Origin of the sequence: Frigidibacter oleivorans (assembly GCF_003993775.1) — a bacterium.
Taxonomy (GTDB): domain Bacteria; phylum Pseudomonadota; class Alphaproteobacteria; order Rhodobacterales; family Rhodobacteraceae; genus Frigidibacter; species Frigidibacter oleivorans.
Genome location: NZ_RJRZ01000014.1, coordinates 63733 through 85033, shown reverse-complemented (window position 1 = coordinate 85033; position 21301 = coordinate 63733). Strand labels below are relative to the sequence as shown.

The following is a 21301-nucleotide window of genomic DNA, read 5'->3' as shown; positions in this document are numbered from 1 at the left end:
CCGAAGCGGGGTAGCCCATGTCCACCGTCATCAAGAACGGCACCATCGTCACCGCCGACCTGACCTACCGGGCCGATGTTCTGGTCGAGGGCGGGCGGATCGCCGCCATCGGGCCGGACCTCAGGGGCGACGAGACGCTCGACGCGACCGGCTGCTATGTGATGCCGGGCGGGATCGACCCGCATACCCATCTGGAAATGCCCTTCATGGGCACCTATTCCGCCGACGATTTCGATTCCGGCACCCGCGCCGCGCTGGCGGGCGGCACGACGATGGTGGTGGATTTCGCCCTGCCCGCGCCGGGACAGGGGCTGATGGACGCGCTGAAGATGTGGGACAACAAGTCCACCCGCGCCCATTGCGACTACAGCTTCCACATGGCGGTGACCTGGTGGGGCGAGCAGGTTTTCGACGAGATGGCCGAGGTGGTGGATCGCGGCATCAACACCTTCAAGCATTTCATGGCCTACAAGGGCGCGCTGATGGTGAACGACGACGAGATGTTCGCCAGCTTCCGCCGCTGCGCCGATCTGGGGGCGATCCCGCTGGTCCATGCCGAGAATGGCGATGTGGTGGCGGAACTGACCGCCCGGCTGATCGCCGAGGGCAAGACCGGACCCGAGGGCCATGCCTGGTCGCGCCCGCCGCAGGTCGAGGGCGAGGCGACCAACCGCGCCATCATGATCGCCGACATCGCGGGGGTGCCGCTCTATGTCGTGCATACCTCCTGCGAGGAGGCGCATGAGGCGATCCGCCGGGCGCGGCAGGCGGGCAAGCGGGTCTGGGGCGAGCCGCTGATCCAGCACCTGACGCTGGACGACAGCGAATACCTGCATCCCGACTGGGACCATGCGGCGCGGCGGGTGATGTCGCCGCCCTTCCGCGACAGGCGCCATCAGGACAGCCTGTGGGCGGGGCTGGCGGCCGGGTCGCTGTCCTGCGTGGCCACCGATCACTGCGCCTTCACCACCGAACAAAAGCGGTTCGGCCGCGACAGCTTTGCCGCCATCCCCAACGGCACCGGCGGGCTGGAAGACCGGCTGCCGATGCTGTGGACGAAGGGGGTGCGGACCGGGCGGCTGACGATGAACGAATTCGTGGCCGTCACCTCGACCAATATCGCCAAGATCCTGAACCTCTACCCGAAGAAGGGCGCGGTGCTGGTGGGGGCCGATGCCGACCTGGTGGTCTGGGACCCCGCGGCCACGAAGACCATCAGCGCCGCGCATCAGCAGTCCGCCATCGACTACAACGTCTTCGAGGGGCAGGAGGTGACGGGCCTGCCGCGCTTCGTGCTGACCCGGGGTCAGGTGGCGGTGACCGAGGGCGCGATGAGTTCGCGGGAAGGCCATGGCGAATTCGTCGCCCGCCCGCCGGCGGGGCCGGTCTCGACCGCGCTCGCCACCTGGAAGGCGCTGACCGCGCCGCGCCCGGTGCAGCGCGGCGGCATTCCGGCGACGGGGGTGTAAGCGGAGTATGGACCGGGTTGCATTGATCGCCGCGGGCGGATCGGGCATGGGCGCCGCGGCGGCCCGCAGGCTGGCGGCGGAGGGCTACGCGGTGGCGGTGCTGTCCTCCTCGGGCCGGGGCGCGGCCCTGGCCGAGGAACTGGGCGGGCTCGGCGTCACCGGATCGAACCGGGAGCCGGCGGACCTGCAACGCTTCGTCGAGGCGGCGATGGCGCGGTGGGGCCGGATCGACGTGCTGGTGAACTCGGCCGGGCACGGGCCGCGCGGGCCGGTCGCCACGCTGACCGATGACGACTGGCAGCTGGGGATGGAGACCTATTTCCTGAACGTGGTCCGCGCCGTGCGGCTGGTGACGCCGGTGATGCAGGCGCAGGGATCGGGCGCGATCGTCAACATCTCCTCGGCCTGGACCTTCGAGCCTGCAGAGATGTTCCCCACCTCGGCGGTGTTCCGGGCGGGGTTGGCGGCCTATACCAAGCTTTATGCCGATCAGCACGCGGCAGACGGCATCCGCATGAACAACGTGCTGCCGGGCTGGATCGACAGCCTGCCGCAGACCGAGGCGCGCGCCGCCGCGGTGCCGATGCGCCGCTACGGGACCGAGGAGGAGATCGCGGCTACGGTGGCGTTCCTGTGCTCCGGGGGCGCAGGCTACATCACCGGGCAGAACATCCGCGTGGATGGCGGCCTGATGCGGGGGCTGTGATGCTGACCGGACTTTCGGCCTTTCCGATCACGCCGACCGACGGGCGCGGGCGGATCGACCTCGACGCCTTCGCCCGGCTGGTGGCGCGGCTGGCGGCGGCGGGGGTGGATTCCGTCGGCGCGATGGGCAGTACCGGCAGCTATGCCTATCTCGACCGCGCCGCCCGGGCCGAGGCGCTGGCCGTGGCCCGGGCCGCCGCGCCCGGCGTGCCGCTGCTGGCCGGGGTGGGCGCGGTGGCACTGGCCGATGTGCTGCGGAACGCCCGCGATGCGGCCGAGGCGGGGGCGGATGCGCTGCTGCTCGCCCCCGTCACCTATCAGCCGCTGCGCCCCGAAGAGGTGCTGGGCCTCTACCGCGCGGTGACGGCCGAGGCGGGGCTGCCGGTCGTGCTCTACAACAACCCCTCGACGACGCATGTGACCTTCACGCCGGACCTGATCGCGGCGATTGCGGCGCTGCCGGGGCTGGTCTCGGTGAAGATGCCGCCCAACCCCGATCCGGGGCCGGAGATCGCGGCGCTGCGCGCGCGGCTGCCCGCAGGCTGCACGCTGGGCTACAGCGGCGATGCGATGGCCGCCGGGGCGCTGCTTGCCGGGGCCGAGGTCTGGTATTCGGTGCTGGCCGGGCTGTTCCCCGAGCCCTGCCTGCGGATGGTGGAAACGGCGCTGGCCGGGGCGGGCCTGCTGGAGACCGCCGCATGAGTCCCGTCATCGCCGCGCACGGGCTGAACCTGACCTACGAGACGCGGGACGGTCCGGTCCACGCGCTGAAGGACGTGTCGCTGTCGGTGGGCAAGGGCGAGTTCGTCAGCTTCATCGGCCCCTCGGGCTGCGGCAAGACCACTTTCCTGCGCTGCGTGGCGGCGCTGGAACAGCCGACCTCGGGCACGCTGACGGTGAACGGGATGGAACCCGACGCCGCCCGCCGCGCCCGCGCCTATGGCTATGTGTTCCAGGCCGCAGGTCTGTACCCCTGGCGGACCATCGCCGGCAACATCGCCCTGCCGCTGGAGATCATGGGCTTCCCGAAGCCCGAGCGGGCCGAGCGGGTGGCGCGGGTGCTGAAGCTGGTCGATCTGGAAGGCTTCGCCGCGAAATTCCCGTGGCAGCTGTCGGGCGGGATGCAGCAGCGCGCCAGCATTGCCCGCGCCCTGGCCTTCGATGCCGACATCCTGCTGATGGACGAACCCTTCGGCGCGCTGGACGAGATCGTGCGCGACCGGCTGAACGAGGAACTGCTGCGGCTGTGGGCCGCGACGGGAAAGACCGCGCTCTTCGTCACCCATTCGATCCCCGAGGCGGTCTACCTGTCGACGAAGATCGTGGTGATGTCGCCGCGCCCGGGCCGGATCACCGACGTGATCGACAGCCCCCTGCCGCGGGACAGGCCGCTCGACATCCGCGACACTCCGGAATTCATCGCCATCGCGCATCGGGTGCGCGAGGGGCTGCGCGCGGGGCATGGCGATGCGGACTAAGCGGGCGGCGGGCGGCGGGTGCGGGACGGGGGGCTGTCTGCCCCCCGCGGGCCGTTCCGGCCCGTCCCCCCGAGGATATTTGCGAACAGAAGATGGGGGCGGCGCATGACCCGGCTGCTGCCCGTGCTGACCGTGGTCGGCGCGATCCTCCTGCTCTGGTATGCCGCGACGGTCTGGCTGAACGCCCCCTGGGCGCGGGATCAGGCGGCGCGGGCAGAGGCGACGCTGACCCTGCCGGCGCTGGTGGCCGACACGATGACGCAGGACCGCCCGGTGCTGCCCGCCCCGCATCAGGTGGGGGCGGAACTTTGGAAGACGGTGGCCGCGACCAAAGTCACCTCCAAGCGCAGCCTTGTCTGGCATGGCTGGGTCACGTTGTCGGCGACCGCGGTGGGCTTCCTGCTGGGATCGGGCGCGGGCATCCTGCTGGCCATCGGCATCGTGCATTCCCGTGCCATGGACCTGAGCGTGATGCCTTGGGCGGTGGCGAGCCAGACGATCCCGATCCTCGCCATCGCGCCGATGGTGATCGTGGTGCTGGCCTCGGTCGGGGTGACGGGGCTGTTGCCCAAGGCGGTGATCGCCGGCTGGCTGTCCTTCTTTCCGGTGGTGGTGGGCATGGTCAAGGGGCTGCGCGCGCCAGACGCGATGCAGATCGACCAGATGCGCACCTGGACCGCGACACCGGGGCAGATGTTCTGGAAGCTGCGGCTGCCCGCCTCCGTCCCCTGGCTTTTCGCCTCGCTGAAGGTGTCGGTGGCGGCGGCGCTGGTCGGCACCATCGTCGGCGAACTGCCGGCGGGGGCCACGGCGGGGCTGGGCGCGCGCCTGCTGTCGGGCAGCTATTACGGGCAGACGGTGCAGATCTGGGCGGCGCTGGTCGCGGCGGCGGTGCTGGCGGCGGCGCTGGTCGGCCTCGTCGGGCTGATCGAGCGGCGGGCGCTGCGGCGGATGGGGATGGCGCGGTGATCTGGGTGGCGGGATCGGTGCTGGTCTGGCTGGCGGCGACGGCGGCGAACCTCGCGCTCGCCCGTGCGACGGGTCCGGGCGACCGCTGGCGGCGGCTGGCGATCCCCGCGCTCTTCGGGCTCGCCCTGCTGGTGCTGTGGGAGGGGCTGGTGCGCGGCTTGGGCGTCAGCCCGGTGATCCTGCCGCCGCCCTCGGCCATCGCCGCGCGGATCGCGGTGTCGGGCGACATCCTGTGGACCGATTTCCTCCAGACGATCCTGAAGGGCGCGCTGTCGGGCTGGCTGATCGGCTGCGGCGCCGCCGTGCTGACCGCCATCGCCATCGACCGCTCGCCCTTCCTGCAGCGGGGGCTATTGCCGGTGGGCAATTTCGTGGCCGCGCTGCCGGTCGTGGGCATCGCCCCCATCCTGGTGATGTGGTTCGGCTTCGACTGGCAGTCGAAGGCGGCGGTGGTGGTGGTGATGGTGTTCTTCCCGGTGCTGGTGAACATGGTGGCGGGGCTGGCGGCCACCGACGCGATGCAGCGCGACCTGATGGCGACCTGGAACGCGAGCTACGGACAGGCGCTGTGGAAGCTGCGGCTGCCCGCCGCCCTGCCCTTCCTGTTCAACGGGCTGAAGATCGCGACCACGCTGGCGCTGATCGGGGCCATCGTCGCGGAATTCTTCGGCAGCCCCACGCGGGGCATGGGCTTTCGCATCTCGACCGCGGTGGGGCAACTCGCGCTCGACCTCGTCTGGGCCGAGATCGCGGTGGCGGCGCTGGCCGGGACCGGCTTCTATGGGCTGGTGACGCTTCTCGAACGGCGGCTGACCTTCTGGCACCCGTCGCAACGCAGATCCTGACGGACCCGGCGGGACAGCCGGGCCGGTTTATCACGGAGGTATCAAGGATGAAGACGCAGACTCTGGCCCTTGTCGCGGGGCTTCTGGCGACGGGCGGCCTTGCGGGGGCCGCGCAGGCCGCCGACGAGGTGGTGCTGCAGCTGAAATGGGTGACGCAGGCGCAGTTCGCGGGCTATTACGTCGCCGCCGAGAAGGGCTTCTACGAAGAGGAAGGCCTCGAGGTCACCATCAAGCCGGGCGGGCCGGACATCGCGCCGACGCAGGTGATCGCCGGCGGCGGCGCCGATGTGGTGATCGACTGGATGCCCTCGGCGCTGGCGGCGCGGGAAAAGGGGCTGGCGCTGGTCAATATCGCCCAGCCCTACAAGTCCTCGGGGATGATGCTGACCTGCCTGAAGGAGACGGGTATCACCTCGCCCGAGGATTTCAGGGGCAAGACGCTCGGCGTCTGGTTCTATGGCAACGAATATCCGTTCCTGTCCTGGATGGCGACGCTCGGCATTCCCACCACCGGCGGGGCCGAGGGGGTGGAGGTGCTGAAGCAGGGCTTCAACGTCGATCCGCTGCTGCAGAAGCAGGCCGCCTGCATTTCCACCATGACCTATAACGAGTACTGGCAGGTCATCGACGCCGGGATCAGCCCCGACGACCTCGTGACCTTCAAGTACGAGGACGAGGGCGTGGCGACGCTGGAGGACGGGCTGTACGTCATGGAGGACAACCTCGCCGATCCGGTCTTCCGGGAGAAGATGGTGAAATTCGTGCGGGCCAGCATGAAGGGCTGGAAATATGCCGAGGCGAACCCGGACGAGGCGGCGATGATCGTGCTCGACAATGACGAGACCGGCGCACAGACCGAGGAACACCAGAAGCGGATGATGGGCGAGGTGGCGAAGCTGACCGCCGGGTCCGAAGGCGCGCTGGACCCCGCCGATTACGAGCGGACGGTGAAGGTGCTGCTGGCGGGCGGGTCGGATCCCGTGATCTCGAAGGAGCCCGAGGGCGCCTATACGCTCGACATCACCGACGCCGCGCTGCAGTGACCCGTGCCGGGAAGGGCGGTGCCGCCGCCCCTCCCCCCCACCCGCTCTCTTGATCTTCGGCGCGGCGGCTGCGATCTGTGCGGGATGCGTCCCGGCCCCGCCCTGTTCCTGCGCCTGATCCTCTGCCTGCGACTGGCGCTGGCGGGGCTGGCGGCGATCGGGCTGCTGGCCGGACCGGCGGCGCCCGGTGCGCACCCCGATGCCCCCCTCGGGTCCGGTCCCGCGCGGGTCCTGCTGCCGGTCGAGACGGTGGCGGCCCTGCCGGCGCGGCCCGCCGCCATCGCCAAGCCGCCCGCCGACCTGCCCGGCCCCGGCACGCCGCCCGCAGCGACCCTGCCGCCTGCGCCGGTCCTGCCTGTCCTCCGCCCGCTGCGGCGGCTGGCCCGGGCCGTCCCGCGCCGGCGCGGCCCCGCCCGGGGTCTGTCCGCCCCCCTGCCCGCGGCCCGCGCCCCGCCTGCGTCCCTCTGATCCGACGGCACCCTGCCGGGGCATCCCGGCGCCACGATCCGGAGAGACGACATGACCATCCATCCCGAAGCCCTGACCGGGCTGATGCCGGCCATCGGTGCCGGCGCCCTGATCTGGACCAGCACCCGCCGCGCGGCGCGGCGGCGGCGCACGGATCCCGACGGCACCCCGCCCGCGGGCAACCTCGCCCGCATGATCCAGATGCCGAAGGAGCTGCCCCCCGGTCCGGGCCGGCCGGCCCCGCGCCGGACGGCCGCGGTCCGGCCCTGCCCCGGCACCGGACAGAACGCCGGCGGCACCGCCTGCGGCAACGACCTCGAGCCCGGCGAGGCGCTGTGCGGCCTCTGCCGCCGCGACGCCGCGCAGAGGGCGACACCGAAGACCGCGGCGGGCAGCAACACCCTGCTGCACTGGCTGCTGCTGCTGGCGATGCTGGCGGCGATCGGCGGGCTGGGTCTGCTGCTCTAGCTGCGGGGACCGGGGTCGGCCATCGCCGGCCCCGACACCGCCGGCATCGCCAGAAGGCGGCTGTCGGTGCTGCTGATCTCCTCGCGGGTGCGGGGCAGCGCGCCGGGCAGTTCCGCCTGCACCCAGCCGATCAGCTTTTCCCGCATCTCGCAGCGCAGGTCGAAGACGCGCGGTGCGTTGCGGGCAGAGACCAGCACCCGCACCTCCATCACCCGTTCGCGGAAATCGGTGACGGCGAGGTTATAGACCTTGCCGTCCCACAGCGGCGACGCCTTGGCGATCTCTTCGCCCCTGGCGCGGATGCGGTCCACCGGCGCGGAATGGTCGAGATACAGCATCACCGTGCCGATCAGCGCCGCATTCTCGCGCGTCCAGTTCTGGAAGGGCTGTTCGATGAAATAGACCAGGGGCACGATTAGCCGCCGCCAGTCCCAGACCTTGACCACCACATAGGTCGAGGTGATCTCCTCGACATTGCCCCATTCGCCCTCGACGATCACCGCATCGTCGATGCGGATCGGCTGGGTGATGGCCAGCTGGATGCCGGCGAAGAGGTTCTTCAGCACCGGCTGCAGCGCCAGACCGACGACGACACCGGCGGCCCCGCCCGCCGCCAGCAGCGACACCCCGAACTGGCGGACGGAATCGAAGGTCATCAGCGCCGCCGACAGGCCCAGCACCACGATCACCACATTCGCCACCCGCATCAGGATCCGGCTTTGGGTGACATGCTTGCGCGCCAGCAGGTTGTCCTCGGCATCCAGCTTGAACCGGCGCAGGTGGATCGTCGTCCAGATGTACAGCGCGGTCTGCGCGCCGAGGGCGATGCAGACGATCAGCCCGATGGTCAGGAACCGCTGCCAGGCCAGCCGCGCGCCGTCGTTCAGCGGCGCCACCAGCGAGGTGGCAAGGATCAGCGCCACGATCACGAAGGCAAAGCGCGCGGGCCGCGCCCCCCGCTGCACCAGCGAGCGCCAGAACAGGTCGCGCCCCGACACGGCGCGGGTCAGGATCTCGAAGATCGTGCGCCACAGCAGGAAGCCGGCGGCGCCCGCCACGGTGAAGACGATGATCGCGGCCAGCCAGTCGGGCAGCCAGCCGGTGGCGCGGTCCACGAAAAGACGAAGTTCGGTCAGTTCGGTCTGCATGTCCGGGAAATGCCGCAATGCGGCGTTGGTTCCCGATCCGGGCGTCCGCGCGGCGGATGCTTGCGCGGAACCGCCGCCGCTGGCACATCGAAAGCCGGAGGAGCCGATGTCCCGCACGCCCCTGACCGGAACCCGCATCCGCGAACGCCGCGCCCGGCTCGGCCTGAAACAGGCCGAGCTCGCGCGGGCGGTCGGCGTGTCGCCCACCTACCTGAACCTGATCGAACACAATCGCCGCCCGGTGACCGAGCGGATGCTGTCGGTGCTGGCTGCGGCGCTGGACACGCGGCCCTCGGTTCTGGCCGAGGGGGGCGAGCCGCTGCTGTACGAGGCGCTGCGCGAGGCGGCGGCAGAGCCCGGCACGGGCGGGGACCCGCCGGCGGAACTGGACCGCGTCGAGGAATTCGCCACCCGCTATCCCGGCTGGGCCATGCGGCTGGCCCGGCGGCAGGAACGGGTGGTGGCGCTGGAACGCGCGATCGAGGGGCTGACGGAACGGCTGGCCCATGACCCGCAGCTGTCGGCGAGCCTGCACGAGGTGCTGTCCTCCGTCACCTCGGTCCGCTCCACCGCCGCGATCCTGGCCGAGACCGAGGATATCGACCCCGACTGGCGCGCCCGGTTCCACGCCAACCTGCGCGACGACAGCGAGAGGCTGGCCCATGCCGCCGAGGCGCTGGTGGCCTATCTCGACGCCGGGTCGGAACGCGATGCGGGACCGGCCGCGCCGCTGGACGAGCTCGAGGCCTGGCTGGCCGCGCAGGGCTGGCACCTGCCCGCGCTCGAGGCGGCGGAGACGCCCGATCTGGACCGGATCGTCGCCACCGCGCCGGAGCTTGCCTCGGCGGCGTCGCGGGATCTGGCGCGCGCCTTCCTCGACCGGGCGCGGGCCGATGCGCAGGCGCTGCCGCTGGCGGCGCTGGCGGCGGCGCGGGCAGAGCTGGGCGACGATCCGGGCCGGATCGCGGCGCGCTTCGGCACCGGGCCGATCGCGGTGTTCCGGCGGCTGGCGCTGTTGCCGCCGGAACCGGGGCGGCCGGCGCCGGGGCTGATCCTCTGCGATGCGGCGGGGGCGCCGGTGTTCCGCCGGCTGCCCGAGGGCTTTGCCCTGCCCCGCTTCGGCGCGCCCTGCGCGCTGTGGCCGCTCTACCGGGCGCTGACCCGGCCGGGCCTGCCGGTGGCGGCGGTGATGGAGGTGGCGGGCCGGGTGCCGCGCCGGTTCCGGAGCTGGGCCTATGCGGAAACCGCGCATCCCGCCGGTTTCGACGGACCCGAGGTGGTGACGGCGGGGATGCTGCTGCAACCGGCCGAGGCCGCGCGCGCACCGGGCGAGATCGAGGCCGGCAGCACCTGCCGCATCTGCCCGCGCGCCGCCTGCCCCGCCCGGCGCGAACCCTCGCTGCTGGAGGCGGGCTGAGGCGCCGCCCTTACCGCCGCCAGATGCGGTCGCCCGTGACCTCGCGCGCGGTGACGATCCGCCACTTTCCCCGTTCGGGCCACAGCGCCAGCGCGCCGGTCCCGGCCAGCCGCCGCTGGTCCCACAGGTCGCAGTCGCCGGCAAAGCCTTCGGGCGCGCGGGCCGCGAGCACCACCAGCGCGCCGTCGCGGCAGGCCTCGGGCAGCGCAGAAAGGCCGGTCTTGCCGGTCAGGTGCCGCAGCGGGCGGTCCGCGACCCGCGCCTCGCGCCGATGGGCGGGGCCGGTGAAGCCGGGGCGGGCCGCCGCCGCCTCTTGCGTCGCCATGTCGCCGTCATCCTCCAGCCAGCTTTCGGCGGTGAAGCCCGCGCCCGCGGGGCGCGACAGCGCCCGGCCCTGCGGCGTCATCAGCCCGATCAGCGCGCCATCGGCCGCGATCAGCAGCGGCGGGCGCGTGGCGGTCAGCCACAGTGCCGCCGCCGCCAGCACCAGGGCCAGCCCCGCCAGCCGCAGCCAGCGCGCGCCGAGGCCGGCGAGCAGCGCCCCCGCCGCCAGCACCGGCAGCACCGCGGCGGGCGGATCGCGCACCGCGACCACCGCACCGCCGAGGCCCGCGACCGCGTCCGACACGGCGAGGATCCAGCGGCAGCCGATATCGACGACCCACAGCGCCGGACCCTCCAGCCCCAGGGGCCACAGCAGCGCCGCGACCACGCCCGCGGGCATCACCGCCATCCCCATCGCCGGCACCGCCAGCAGGTTGGCCAGCAGCCCGTATTCCGCCATCCGGTTGAAATGCGCCGCGGCGATCGGCGCGGTGGCCAGCCCCGCCGCCAGCGAGGACAGGACCAGCCCCGCCGCCGGCCGCAGCAGCGCCGGCACCCGCCCCGACAGCCGCCGCCACGGCCGCCAGGCGAGGATCAGCGCCACCGTCGCGCCGAAGCTCATCTGGAACCCCGGCTCCACCAGGCTTTCCGGGGCGCGGACCAGCAGGATCAGCGCCGCCAGCGCCACCGAGCGCAGCGTCACCGCCCGCCGGTCCACCAGCACCGCCGCCAGCATCACCGCCGCCATCACGAAGGCGCGTTCGGTGGCGACATCGGCCCCCGACAGCCACAGGTAGGCGGCGGCGGCGGCGATGGCCGCGGCGGCCGCGATCTTCTTCGCGGGCAGGCGCAGCGCCAGCGGCGGCACCAGCGCCAGCCCGTAGCGGATCACCGCGAAGACGAAGCCTGCGAGCAGCCCCATGTGCAGGCCCGAGATCGAGATCAGGTGATAGAGGTTCGAGGCCCGCATCGAGTCGTCGGTCGCGGCCTCGATCCCCGACCGGTCGCCCGTCAGCACCGCGGCGGCGAAGGCGCCGGGCTGCCCCGCGATCCGCGCCTGGATGCCCTGCGACACCCGCATCCTCAGCCGGTGGGCGGCAAGGCTCCAGTCGCCGGGCCGGGCGGGATCGAGGATCAGCATCGGCGTGCGGGCATAGCCGACCGCCCCCAGCCCGTCGAAGAAGGCGAGCCGCTGGAAATCGAAGCCGCCGGGCGCGACCGGCCCCTGCGGCGGCGTCAGATGCGCGGTCAGGATCACGGTCAGCCCCGGTTCCGGCCGTTCCACCTGATCGCCATGCAGCGAGACGCGCACCCGGTCCGGCATGCGCGCGGGCGCGGTGTCGCGCAGCACCACCCGGTCGAGCGTCACGCGCAGCCGGTCGGACCAGGACCGATCCACCGCGACGATCCGCCCCTCGACCGGGCCGTAATAGCGAAAGCCCAGGGCCGGGGCGGCGACCGTCTGCGCCCGCCCTGCCGCCAGCAGCGCCCCCGCCGCCACCAGCGCCAGCGCCAGCGCCGGGACATGGGCGAGTTCCGGGCCCACGAGCCGCAGCACCAGCCCCGCGGCGCATACTGCGCCCAACGCCGACAGCACCGGCGCCCCGGGCTCCGAGGGCGCGGCGAACCAGCCGCCGATCCCCAGCGACATCAGCACCGGCAGCCAGGGGAACAGCCCGCCCCGCGCCGCAGACAGCGCCGCGAGCGCACGCGACGCGGCGGCGGCAGGCCGGGGGCCGGCGGCGGGCGCCTCTGCCCCCTCGCCGGTTCCGTCCTGGCGCAAAGGGCTGGCGCCCATCCGTGCGGTCACCTTGCCTCCCCCGCCTCGAGTGCCTAGAGAACCGGGGACAGGCTAGAGGCCGCAGGCTTTCCGAAAGGTTAATGCGCGATGACCGGGATTTCGCAGGAGAACGGGCGGCAGCAGGACGGCGCGGACCATGACGGGGCGCAAAGGGTCGTCACCCGCTTCGCGCCCTCGCCCACCGGCTATCTGCATATCGGCGGCGCGCGCACCGCGCTGTTCAACTGGCTTTACGCCCGCGGCCATGGCGGCACCTTCCTGCTGCGGATCGAGGATACCGACCGCGAGCGGTCCACGCCCGAGGCGACGGCGGCGATCCTGAAGGGCCTCGAATGGCTCGGGCTCGACTGGGACGGCGAGCCGACCAGCCAGTTCGCCCGCAAGGACCGCCATGCCGAGGTGGCGCGCGCGATGCTGGCGGCGGGCAGCGCCTACAAATGCTTCTCCACCCAGGACGAGATCGCGGCCTTCCGCGCCGCCGCCGAGGCCGAGAAACGCTCGACCCTGTTCCAGTCGCCCTGGCGCGACGCGGACCCCGCCACCCATCCCGATGCGCCCTTCGTGATCCGGCTGAAGGCCCCGCGCGAGGGCGTGACGGTGATCGCGGACCGGGTGCAGGGCGACGTCACCTTCCGCAACGACCAACTGGACGACATGGTGCTGCTGCGTTCGGACGGGACGCCCACCTACATGCATGCGGTGGTGGTGGACGATCACGACATGGGCGTGACCCATGTGATCCGCGGCGACGATCACCTGACCAATGCCGCGCGGCAGGTGCAGATCTTCCGGGCGATGGGCTGGGCGGAACCGGTCTTCGCCCATATTCCGCTGATCCACGGCCCCGACGGCAAGAAACTGTCCAAGCGGCACGGCGCGGTCGGGCTCGAGGAATATCAGCTGATGGGCTATCCGGCGGCGGGGATGCGCAACTACCTCGCCCGGCTGGGCTGGAGCCATGGCGATGACGAGGTCTTCACCGATGCGCAGGCGCGCGCGTGGTTCGACCTCGACGGGATCGGCCGCAGCCCGGCCCGGCTGGATTTCAAAAAACTGGAAAGCATCTGCGGCCAGCAGATCGCCATGGCCGAGGATGCGGCGCTGGTGGCGGAACTGGAGGCCTTCCTCGCCGCGACCGGCGAGCCCGCGCTGACCGACAGGCAGCGCGACCTGATGCTGCGGGGCATGTACTGCCTGAAGGAACGGGCGAAAACCTTCCCCGACCTGATCGAGAAGGCGCATTTCCTGCTGGCCGACCGGCCGCTGGTGCCGGACGAGAAGGCGGCGAAATCGCTCGACGAGGTATCCCGTGGTATACTGTCGGAATTGACGCCGCAACTGCGAAATGCTAGCTGGACGCGCGAGGAATTGGAGGCCAGAGTAGCGGCGGTTGCCGAGGCGCATGGCACCGGCCTCGGCAAGATTGCCGGGCCGCTGCGCGCAGCCCTGGCGGGGCGAAGCGCCACTCCCAGCGTATTCGACATGATGCTGGTCATCGGTCGGGACGAGACGGTGGCGCGCCTGTCCGACGCGACGCGCTGAGGCCCGCCACGGGCCTCGCAGTTTCCGCGGCGGCCCCGCGCCGGGCCAGCCGCGGCCTATGGAGAGGGATCAAGATGGCTGAACAACGAATCGCGACGCTGAGCCTCGACGGCAAGAGCTATGAACTGCCGGTGATGTCGCCCACGGCGGGGCCGGATGTGCTCGACATCCGCAAGCTCTATGGCCAGGCCGACGTGTTCACCTACGATCCGGGCTTCACCTCCACCGCGTCCTGCGACTCGACCATCACCTATATCGACGGCGACAAGGGCGAGCTTCTCTATCGCGGCTACCCGATCGAGCAGCTGGCGGAGAAGTCGCATCACCTGGAAGCGGCCTATCTGCTGCTCTACGGCGAACTGCCGACCGAGACGCAGATGAACGATTTCGAACGCACCGTGACCCGTCACACGATGGTGCACGAACAGATGCACAACTTCTTCCGCGGCTTCCGCCGCGATGCGCATCCGATGGCGACGATGGTGGGCGTGGTCGGCGCGATGTCGGCCTTCTATCACGACTCGACCGATATCAGCGACCCGCGCCAGCGCGAGATCGCGGCCTTCCGGCTGATCGCCAAGCTGCCGACGATCGCGGCGATGGCCTACAAGTATTCGATCGGCCAGCCCTTCGTCTATCCGCGCAACGACCTCGACTATGCGTCGAACTTCCTGCACATGTGCTTCGCGGTCCCGGCCGAGGAATACAAGGTCGAGCCGGCGCTGGCCAAGGCGATGGACCGCATCTTCCTGCTGCATGCCGACCACGAACAGAACGCCTCGACCTCGACCGTGCGCCTCGCCGGATCGTCGGGCGCCAACCCCTTCGCCTGCATCGCCGCCGGCATCGCCTGCCTCTGGGGGCCGGCGCATGGCGGCGCCAACCAGGCCTGCCTGGAAATGCTGCGCGAGATCGGCACCGTCGACCGCATCCCGGAATTCATCGAGAAGGCCAAGGACAAGAACTCGGGCTTCCGCCTGATGGGCTTCGGGCACCGGGTCTACAAGAACTTCGACCCGCGCGCCAAGGTGATGAAGGAAAGCGCCGACGAGGTGCTGGAACTGCTGGGGGTCGAGAACAACCCGACGCTGCAGGTCGCCAAGGAGCTGGAGCGGATCGCGCTGGAGGACGACTACTTCATCTCGAAGAAGCTCTATCCCAATGTCGACTTCTACTCGGGCATCATCCTCGACGCGATGGGCTTCCCGACCTCGATGTTCACGCCGATCTTCGCGCTGTCGCGCACCGTCGGCTGGATCGCGCAGTGGCGCGAAATGATCTCGGACCCGCAGCTGAAGATCGGCCGTCCGCGGCAGCTCTATGTGGGGGCGACGCAGCGCGACTATGTGGATGTCGGACAGCGCTGAGCGTTCCGGCAGATCGCGACAGGGGCCGTCCTTCGGGGCGGCCCTTTCGCATCGGGGTGCAAGGTGCAGGCGCGACTCGACAAATTGAAGGTTTCGTTCGGTCGCGACTTCGCTATAAAAGGGCGAAAGCAGACTAAAAGAGTCGGAATTATGGCGCATTTCCTCGAACTTCCCCGCTGGACCCCTGCCGGCTGCGGATCGCCGGTCCCGGCGCTGCTGCTGGCGGTGACACTGGCGGCGGCGGGAAGCTTCGGTCCGGCCCATGCGCAGGATGCGACGCTGCCGCCCGCGACGGCGCCCGCACCCGCGGATGCGGCACCGGGCGAGCCCGCGCCGGAGACCGCGCCGGGAGAGGCGTCCGCCGTGGACGCGCCCCCCGCCGGGCTGCAGATCGAGGCGCCGCAGATAGGCGCGCCCGCCCCCGAGGCCGCGACGGACCTGCCCGCCGCGCCGGGTGCCGAACAGTCGGCCCCTGCCCTGCCCGGCGGCGAAGCGGCCGCCCCGACCGATGTTGCCCCGGCCCAGACGGTCCCGACCGAGGCCGCCCCCGCGACCGGCCCCGCCACCGCCCTGCCGGAGGCCACCGCACCGGCGGAGAACGCCTCGACCCAGGGCAGCCCGCTGCCGCATGAACTGTCGCCCTGGGGCATGTTCATGGCCGCCGACATCGTGGTGAAGGCGGTGATGGTCGGCCTCGCCTTCGCGGCTTTCGTCACCTGGACGATCCTGCTGTTCAAGCTGGTCGAGGTCGCCGCGGCCCGCCGCGCCGCCGGCCGCGCCGCCGTGACCATGCGCGATGCCGACAGCCTCGCCGCCGCCGCCGCCAGCCTCGGGCAGCGCCGCGATCCCGGCAGCTTCATGGCCCGCGCCGCGCTGGAGGAATTCGACCGCTCGATCGACATGGTCGATGCCGCCGGCCCCGCGGGCGTGAAGGAACGCGTGCGCTCGATCCTCGACCGGACAGAACTGCAGGCCGGGCGCCGGCTGATGCGCGGCACGGGGATGCTGGCCACCATCGGCTCCACCGCGCCCTTCGTCGGCCTGTTCGGCACGGTCTGGGGGATCATGAATTCGTTCATCGGCATCTCGCGGTCGCAGACGACGAACCTCGCCGTCGTGGCCCCCGGCATCGCCGAGGCGCTGCTGGCCACGGCCATCGGCCTTGTCGCGGCGATCCCGGCGGTCATCGTCTACAACCACTTCGCCCGCGCCATCGCCGGCTACCGGCTGGTGCTGGGCGATGCCGGCGCGGGGGTCGAGCGGCTGCTGAGCCGCGATCTGGACCGCCGCAAGGCCGGCATCGCGCCGCGCGTGGTCAGCCCGGTCCGCGCCGGGCGGGGGGCCTGACATGGCCGGCGGCATCCGCGAGTCGGGCGGCGACGACCTGGCCGAGAACCATGAGATCAACGTCACGCCCTTCATCGACGTGATGCTGGTGCTGCTGATCATCTTCATGGTCGCGGCGCCGCTGGCCACGGTGGACGTGCCGGTGGACCTGCCCACCTCGACCGCCGAGGCGCGGGAACGGCCCGACCGGCCGCTGTACCTGACCGTGCAGCGCGACCTGAGCCTGTCGCTCGACAACGAGACGGTGGGGCGCGACGCGCTCGCGGCCGCGCTGAACGCCCGCACCGGCGGCGATCTGGAAACGCGGGTCTTCCTGCGCGCCGACGAGGCGGTTGCCTATGGCGATGTCATGGACGCGATGAACCTGCTCAGGGGCGCAGGCTATCTGAAGATCGCGCTAGTGGGGCTGGAAGGCGTCCCCGCCGCCGGGGGCGCGCCCGCAGCTTCCGCCCCCGGGGCTTCCGCGCCATGACCGACTGGGCCGCCACCATCGGCCGCGCCCGGCGCTGGACCGAATTCGTGGCCTGGCTGCTGGCCGCGGCGCTGGTGGCGCTGATGCTGGCGGCGACGGCGGCCTTCGCGCTGTGGCTGGACCGCAGCCGCGGGCAGGAGGATGAGGGCGTGCTGATGCTCGACCTGCCGCCGCTGCCGGCCGCGGTGGCGGTGTCGGACGTGCCCGAACCCTCGCCCGATATCCCGATGGCCGAGGCGCCCGACGCCCCGGAGCCGACCGAGGACCCGGAGGAGACCCCGCCGCTGCCGGAACCGGTGGCCGAACCGCCGCCCGACCTGACGGAACCGGAGCCGATCGAGGCGCCCGAAGAGCTGGCCGAAACGCTGCCCGACACGACCTCGCCGGAACCGCCGCCGCCCCCCGCCCCCATCGTCGAGGCGCAGGTGGCGCTGCCCGACACGCCGCGCCCGCAGCCCCGGCGCGAGCCGGAACCCGAGCGGCAGGAACGCCCGCGCGAACAGCAGGCCCAGCGTCAGGACCGCCCGCGCGAGGACCGGCGCCAGCCGCCGCAAAGCCAAGCCTCGCGCGCCTCCTCCGGCGGGGCGGCGCAGGCGGCGGCCGGACAGCAGGCGACCGCCAGCCAGATGGAGCGCTGGATGGGCAAGGTGCAGGGCCAGTTCCAGCGCCATGTCGGCCGCCGCAGCTTTGCAAATGCGCGGCCGCTGGTGCTGAACGTCACGGTCAGCGGCAGCGGCCAGGTGACGCGGGCGACGATCGCGCGGTCGTCGGGCGATCCGCAATTCGACGCGGCGCTGCTGGCGCATTTCCTGCGCATCGGCAATGTCGCCGCCCCGCCGAACGGGCAGAGCGCGAATTTCATCGCGCCGCTGGCGCCGCGCTGACCCCCGGGAAGAGGGGGGCGCTGCCCCCCGGCCCGGTCCGGGCCTCCCCCCGGGATATTTTCGTCAGCGGCAGGGGGCGCGGGCGGGCCTTTTGCAGCTGACAGAAATTGCGGCGGGCGGCGGCAAGAAGGGGCTAAGGGCCCCCTTCCCCTTCAGGCGCCGGTGAAGCGGGGCGGGCGCTTGGCGAGGAAGGCCGCCACGCCCTCGCGGAAATCGGCGCTGGCGCCGCAGGTGCCCTGCAGGTCTGCTTCCAGCGCCAGCTGCTCGGGCAGGCTGCGGTCGGCGGCGCCGCGCAGCGCCTGCTTGATGCCGCGATAGGCCAGCGTCGGCCCCGCCGCCAGATGCGCCGCCCGCGCCCGCCAGCCCGCGGCGAAATCCGCATCGGGCAGCGCCTCCCAGATCATGCCCCAGTCGGCGGCGCGGCGGGCGGTGACGGGTTCGGCGAAGAGCATCGCCCCCATCGCCCGGGCGAAGCCCACTTGGCGCGGCAGCCAGTGGGTGCCGCCCGCATCCGGGACCAGCCCGATCCGGGTGAAGGCCTGCAGGAAGACCGCGCTGTCCGCCGCAATCACCACGTCGCAGCCGAGCGCGAGATTGGCCCCCGCCCCCGCCGCCGCGCCGTTGACCGCGGCGATCACCGGCACCGGGCAACCGGTGACGGCGGCCAGCATCGGTTCGTATTCCTCGCGCAGGATGCGGGTGAAATCCACCGCCTCGATGGCGCCGGCATCGGTCAGGTCCTGACCCGAACAGAAGGCCCGCCCCGCCCCGGTCAGCACGATCGCCCGGGCGCGGCCGGACAGATCCTCCACCGCCTGCCGGATCTCGACCCGCATCGCGGCGTTCAGCGCGTTCATCACCTCGGGGCGGTTCAGCGTCACCACGCCGATTCCGTCCTCCAGTTCGCACAGGATGGTCTCATAGCTCATGCGCGCCTCCTCCCTCGGTCCGCGCGAAGCCTATCGGGCGGGCGGCCCGGGGCCTAGACGCCGGCCGAGGCGGGGACGCGGCGTCACTCTTTCAGCAGTTCGGCGATCCGGCGTTCCTCGTCCGCGTCGAGCGCGGCGAGCGGCGGTTCGGCCCCCCGCCTGCCGCGCAGGAAGATCCAGCCGACCCCCAGCCCCACCAGCAGCATCGCCGGGCCGGTCAGCCAGAGGATCAGGTTGCTGCCCCGGGCCGGCGGGCGGAACAGCACATATTCGCCATAGCGGTCGGTGACATAGTCCACCACCTCGGCATCGCTGTCGCCCGCCAGCAGCCGTTCGCGCACCAGAAGCCGCAGGTCGCGCGCCACCGTGGCGTTGGATTCGTCGATATTCTCCGACTGGCAGACCGGGCAGCGCAGCAGCTGCGAAATCGCGCGGGCGCGCGATTCCAGCGCCGGATCGGCCAGCACCTCGTCGGGCTGCACGGCGATGGCAGCGGGCGCGAGCAGGCAGAGGAGCAGGGACAGGAGCGCGAGGACCCGCATCGGCGTCACTCTGCCGGGGCGGCGCCGGCGGGGACGGCCGTCGCCCGCCGCGCCCCCGCCGCCACCCGATAGCGCCGGTCCGACAGGCTGAGCGCGCCGCCGAGGGCCATGATCGCGGCGCCGGCCCAGATCCAGTTGGCGAAGGGCTTCACATAGGTGCGCACCGCCCATCCGCCGCCCTCCTGTTCGTCGCCGATCACCAGATAGAGGTCACGGAACAGGCCGTTGTCGATATCGGCCTCGGTCGTGGGCATCGCCTGCACCGGATAGATCCGCTTTTCCGGATGCAGCACCGCCACCTCGCGCCCGCCGCGCCGGATGGACAGGGTCGCGCGGGTAGAGCGGTAGTTCGGCCCCTGCACCGCCTCGACCCGGTCGAGCGCGATCTCGTAGCCCCCCACGTCGAAGGGCGCGCCCACCTGCGCCACCCGGATATCCTCGACCTGTCCCGCCGTCAGCAGCGAGATGCCGACGAAGGTCACTCCCAGCCCGGCATGGGCGACGGCCTTGCCCCAGTCGGCCCGCGGCAGCCGGGTCAGCCGGGACCAGCGGGCCCGGCCCTTCTGCCCGGTGCGCTGCCACAGGTCGGCCGCAGCCCCCGCGATCAGCCAGGTGCCGAGCGCGGCGCCCACCGGCCCGATGGCCGAACGCCCCGTACCCATGGCGTAGGCCAGGCAGCCCGCCGCCAGCGCCAGGACCAGCGCGCCGCGCAGGGGCCGCAGCGTCCGGCCGATCTGGCCGCGCTTCCACGGCAGGATCGCACCCACCGGCAGCACCAGCGCGAGGCCGATCATGAAGGGGGTGAAGGCCTGGTTGAAGAAGGGCGCCCCGACCGACAGCTTGCGGTCCCAGGCCATTTCGGCCACCAGCGGCCAGATCGTGCCGATGAACACCACGAAGGCCGAGACCGCCAGCAGGATGTTGTTCAGCACCAGCGCGCTTTCGCGGCTGACCATGCCGAAGACGCCCTTGGCCTGCATTGCCCCCGCCCGCGCCGCGAAGAGCGTCAGCGAGCCGCCGAGGAAGACGCAGAGGATCATCAGGATGAAGACCCCGCGTTCGGGATCGTTGGCGAAGGCATGGACCGAGGTGATGACCCCCGACCGCACGAGGAAGGTGCCGATCAGCGAGAAGCCGAAGGCGAGGATGGCCAGCAGGATCGTCCAGCTTTTCAGCGCCTCGCGCTTTTCGACCACGATGGCCGAATGCAGCAGCGCCGCCGCCAGCAGCCAGGGCATGAAGCTGGCGTTTTCCACCGGGTCCCAGAACCAGAACCCGCCCCAGCCCAGTTCGTAATAGGCCCACCAGGAGCCGAGCGCGATGCCGATGGTCAGGAAGACCCAGGCCGCCAGCGTCCAGGGCCGCACCCAGCGGGCCCATGCCGCATCGACCCGGCCCTCGATCAGCGCGGCCACGGCAAAGGAGAAGGCCATGCTGAGCCCCACATAGCCGAGGTAGAGGAAGGGCGGATGGAAGGCGAGGCCCGGATCCTGCAGCAGCGGGTTCAGGTCCTTGCCGTTGAACGGGGCGAGCGGCAGCCGCGCGAAGGGGTTCGAGGTGAAGAGGATGAAGGCCAGGAAGGCCACGCCGATCATCCCCTGCACCGCCAGCACCCGCGCCTTCAGCCGCGGCGGCAATTGCCCGCCGAACCACGCGGCCGAGGCGCCGAACAGCGCGAGGATCAGCACCCACAGCAGCATCGAGCCCTCGTGATTGCCCCAGACCCCCGACAGCTTGTAGAGCATCGGCTTGTCGGTATGCGAATTCGCCCAGACCACCTCGAGCGAAAAATCCGAGGTGACGAAGGCATGGGTCAGCGCCGCGAAGGCCAGCGCGATCAGCCAGAACTGCGCCGCCGCCGCCGGCATCGCCACCGCCATCCAGCCCGCCCAGCCCCGCTGCGCGCCGATCAGGGGCACGGTAGATTGCAGGATCGCCACCACGAAGGCGAGGATCAGCGCGAAATGGCCGAGTTCGGTGATCATGGCTGCGGCGGCTCCGGCTGTTGGCGGATCATTCTAGGCCCGGCGGCGCCCGCGCGAAACCCCATGCGCCGGGATGTCGCGCCGCGGCCCGGACATGA

20 protein-coding genes are annotated in these 21301 nt (G+C 71.7%); 15 read left to right on the top strand and 5 right to left on the bottom strand.

All coding sequences use genetic code 11. From position 1 onward, the window contains the following. The first annotated feature begins 17 nt into the window (after positions 1-17). The 9 genes from hydA to EEY80_RS15475 all read left to right on the top strand — a co-directional run bounded on the left by hydA (position 18) and on the right by EEY80_RS15475 (position 7445). On the top strand, positions 18-1469 hold the full coding sequence (gene hydA, locus EEY80_RS15515) for a dihydropyrimidinase (protein ID WP_126977980.1): 1452 nt from the start codon (positions 18-20) through the stop codon (positions 1467-1469). Between the two features lie 7 nt (positions 1470-1476). Then, on the top strand, positions 1477-2175 hold the full coding sequence (locus EEY80_RS15510) for an SDR family oxidoreductase (protein ID WP_126977978.1): 699 nt from the start codon (positions 1477-1479) through the stop codon (positions 2173-2175). Further along, the gene (locus tag EEY80_RS15505) at positions 2175-2876 is read left to right on the top strand and encodes a dihydrodipicolinate synthase family protein (protein ID WP_126977976.1); all 702 of its coding nucleotides are present in this window, start codon (positions 2175-2177) and stop codon (positions 2874-2876) included. The genes EEY80_RS15510 and EEY80_RS15505 overlap by 1 nt, the downstream gene beginning before the upstream one ends. After that, positions 2873-3652: an ABC transporter ATP-binding protein gene (locus EEY80_RS15500; protein WP_126977974.1), complete on the top strand. Its 780-nt coding sequence runs from the start codon at positions 2873-2875 to the stop codon at positions 3650-3652. The genes EEY80_RS15505 and EEY80_RS15500 overlap by 4 nt, the downstream gene beginning before the upstream one ends. 105 nt (positions 3653-3757) lie before the next feature. After that, positions 3758-4621: an ABC transporter permease gene (locus tag EEY80_RS15495; protein ID WP_126977972.1), complete on the top strand. Its 864-nt coding sequence runs from the start codon at positions 3758-3760 to the stop codon at positions 4619-4621. 29 nt (positions 4622-4650) lie between these two features. Further along, complete coding sequence (locus tag EEY80_RS15490; RefSeq protein WP_407920739.1) at positions 4651-5466, top strand: ABC transporter permease; 816 nt, start codon at positions 4651-4653, stop codon at positions 5464-5466. 47 nt (positions 5467-5513) lie between these two features. Beyond that, positions 5514-6509 (top strand): ABC transporter substrate-binding protein, encoded by a 996-nt coding sequence (locus EEY80_RS15485; protein WP_126977968.1) that lies wholly within the window; start codon positions 5514-5516, stop codon positions 6507-6509. 84 nt (positions 6510-6593) lie between these two features. After that, positions 6594-6977: a hypothetical protein gene (locus EEY80_RS15480; protein WP_126977966.1), complete on the top strand. Its 384-nt coding sequence runs from the start codon at positions 6594-6596 to the stop codon at positions 6975-6977. Between the two features lie 51 nt (positions 6978-7028). Further along, positions 7029-7445 (top strand): hypothetical protein, encoded by a 417-nt coding sequence (locus tag EEY80_RS15475; protein WP_126977964.1) that lies wholly within the window; start codon positions 7029-7031, stop codon positions 7443-7445. On the opposite strand, the gene EEY80_RS15470 is transcribed toward EEY80_RS15475, so the two are convergent. Further along, positions 7442-8593 (bottom strand): mechanosensitive ion channel family protein, encoded by a 1152-nt coding sequence (locus EEY80_RS15470; protein WP_126977962.1) that lies wholly within the window; start codon positions 8591-8593, stop codon positions 7442-7444. The genes EEY80_RS15475 and EEY80_RS15470 overlap by 4 nt on opposite strands. Positions 8594-8699: 106 nt before the next feature. On the opposite strand from EEY80_RS15470, the gene EEY80_RS15465 reads away from it, so the two are divergent. Beyond that, on the top strand, positions 8700-10010 hold the full coding sequence (locus tag EEY80_RS15465) for a helix-turn-helix domain-containing protein (protein WP_126977960.1): 1311 nt from the start codon (positions 8700-8702) through the stop codon (positions 10008-10010). Between the two features lie 10 nt (positions 10011-10020). Here EEY80_RS15465 and EEY80_RS15460 read toward each other — a convergent pair whose 3' ends face one another. Then, positions 10021-12144: a ComEC/Rec2 family competence protein gene (locus tag EEY80_RS15460; protein ID WP_235829871.1), complete on the bottom strand. Its 2124-nt coding sequence runs from the start codon at positions 12142-12144 to the stop codon at positions 10021-10023. Between the two features lie 78 nt (positions 12145-12222). Here EEY80_RS15460 and gltX point away from each other — a divergent pair, with 78 nt between their 5' ends. The 5 genes from gltX to EEY80_RS15435 all read left to right on the top strand — a co-directional run bounded on the left by gltX (position 12223) and on the right by EEY80_RS15435 (position 17747). After that, positions 12223-13677, top strand: coding sequence for a glutamate--tRNA ligase (gene gltX, locus EEY80_RS15455; protein ID WP_126977958.1), 1455 nt, complete (start codon positions 12223-12225; stop codon positions 13675-13677). Positions 13678-13751: 74 nt separating this feature from the next. Further along, positions 13752-15044, top strand: coding sequence for a citrate synthase (gltA, locus tag EEY80_RS15450; protein ID WP_126977956.1), 1293 nt, complete (start codon positions 13752-13754; stop codon positions 15042-15044). A 150-nt stretch (positions 15045-15194) separates the two neighbouring features. Next, positions 15195-16391: a tonB-system energizer ExbB gene (gene exbB, locus EEY80_RS15445; protein ID WP_126977954.1), complete on the top strand. Its 1197-nt coding sequence runs from the start codon at positions 15195-15197 to the stop codon at positions 16389-16391. A 1-nt stretch (position 16392) separates the two neighbouring features. Beyond that, a complete protein-coding gene (gene exbD / locus EEY80_RS15440) occupies positions 16393-16863 on the top strand; it encodes a TonB system transport protein ExbD (protein WP_126977952.1) in 471 nt (156 codons plus the stop codon). Beyond that, positions 16860-17747, top strand: a complete 888-nt coding sequence (locus EEY80_RS15435) for an energy transducer TonB family protein (protein WP_126977950.1) — start codon at positions 16860-16862, stop codon at positions 17745-17747. Before exbD ends, EEY80_RS15435 begins: the two co-directional genes overlap by 4 nt. A gap of 152 nt (positions 17748-17899) precedes the next feature. Here EEY80_RS15435 and EEY80_RS15430 read toward each other — a convergent pair whose 3' ends face one another. From EEY80_RS15430 to EEY80_RS15420, 3 genes are all read right to left on the bottom strand, one after another. Then, the gene (locus EEY80_RS15430) at positions 17900-18676 is read right to left on the bottom strand and encodes an enoyl-CoA hydratase-related protein (protein ID WP_126977948.1); all 777 of its coding nucleotides are present in this window, start codon (positions 18674-18676) and stop codon (positions 17900-17902) included. A gap of 83 nt (positions 18677-18759) precedes the next feature. Further along, positions 18760-19218, bottom strand: coding sequence for a cytochrome c-type biogenesis protein (locus EEY80_RS15425; RefSeq protein ID WP_126977946.1), 459 nt, complete (start codon positions 19216-19218; stop codon positions 18760-18762). Between the two features lie 5 nt (positions 19219-19223). Beyond that, on the bottom strand, positions 19224-21203 hold the full coding sequence (locus EEY80_RS15420; RefSeq protein WP_126977944.1) for a heme lyase CcmF/NrfE family subunit: 1980 nt from the start codon (positions 21201-21203) through the stop codon (positions 19224-19226). Between the last annotated feature and the right edge of the window lie 98 nt (positions 21204-21301).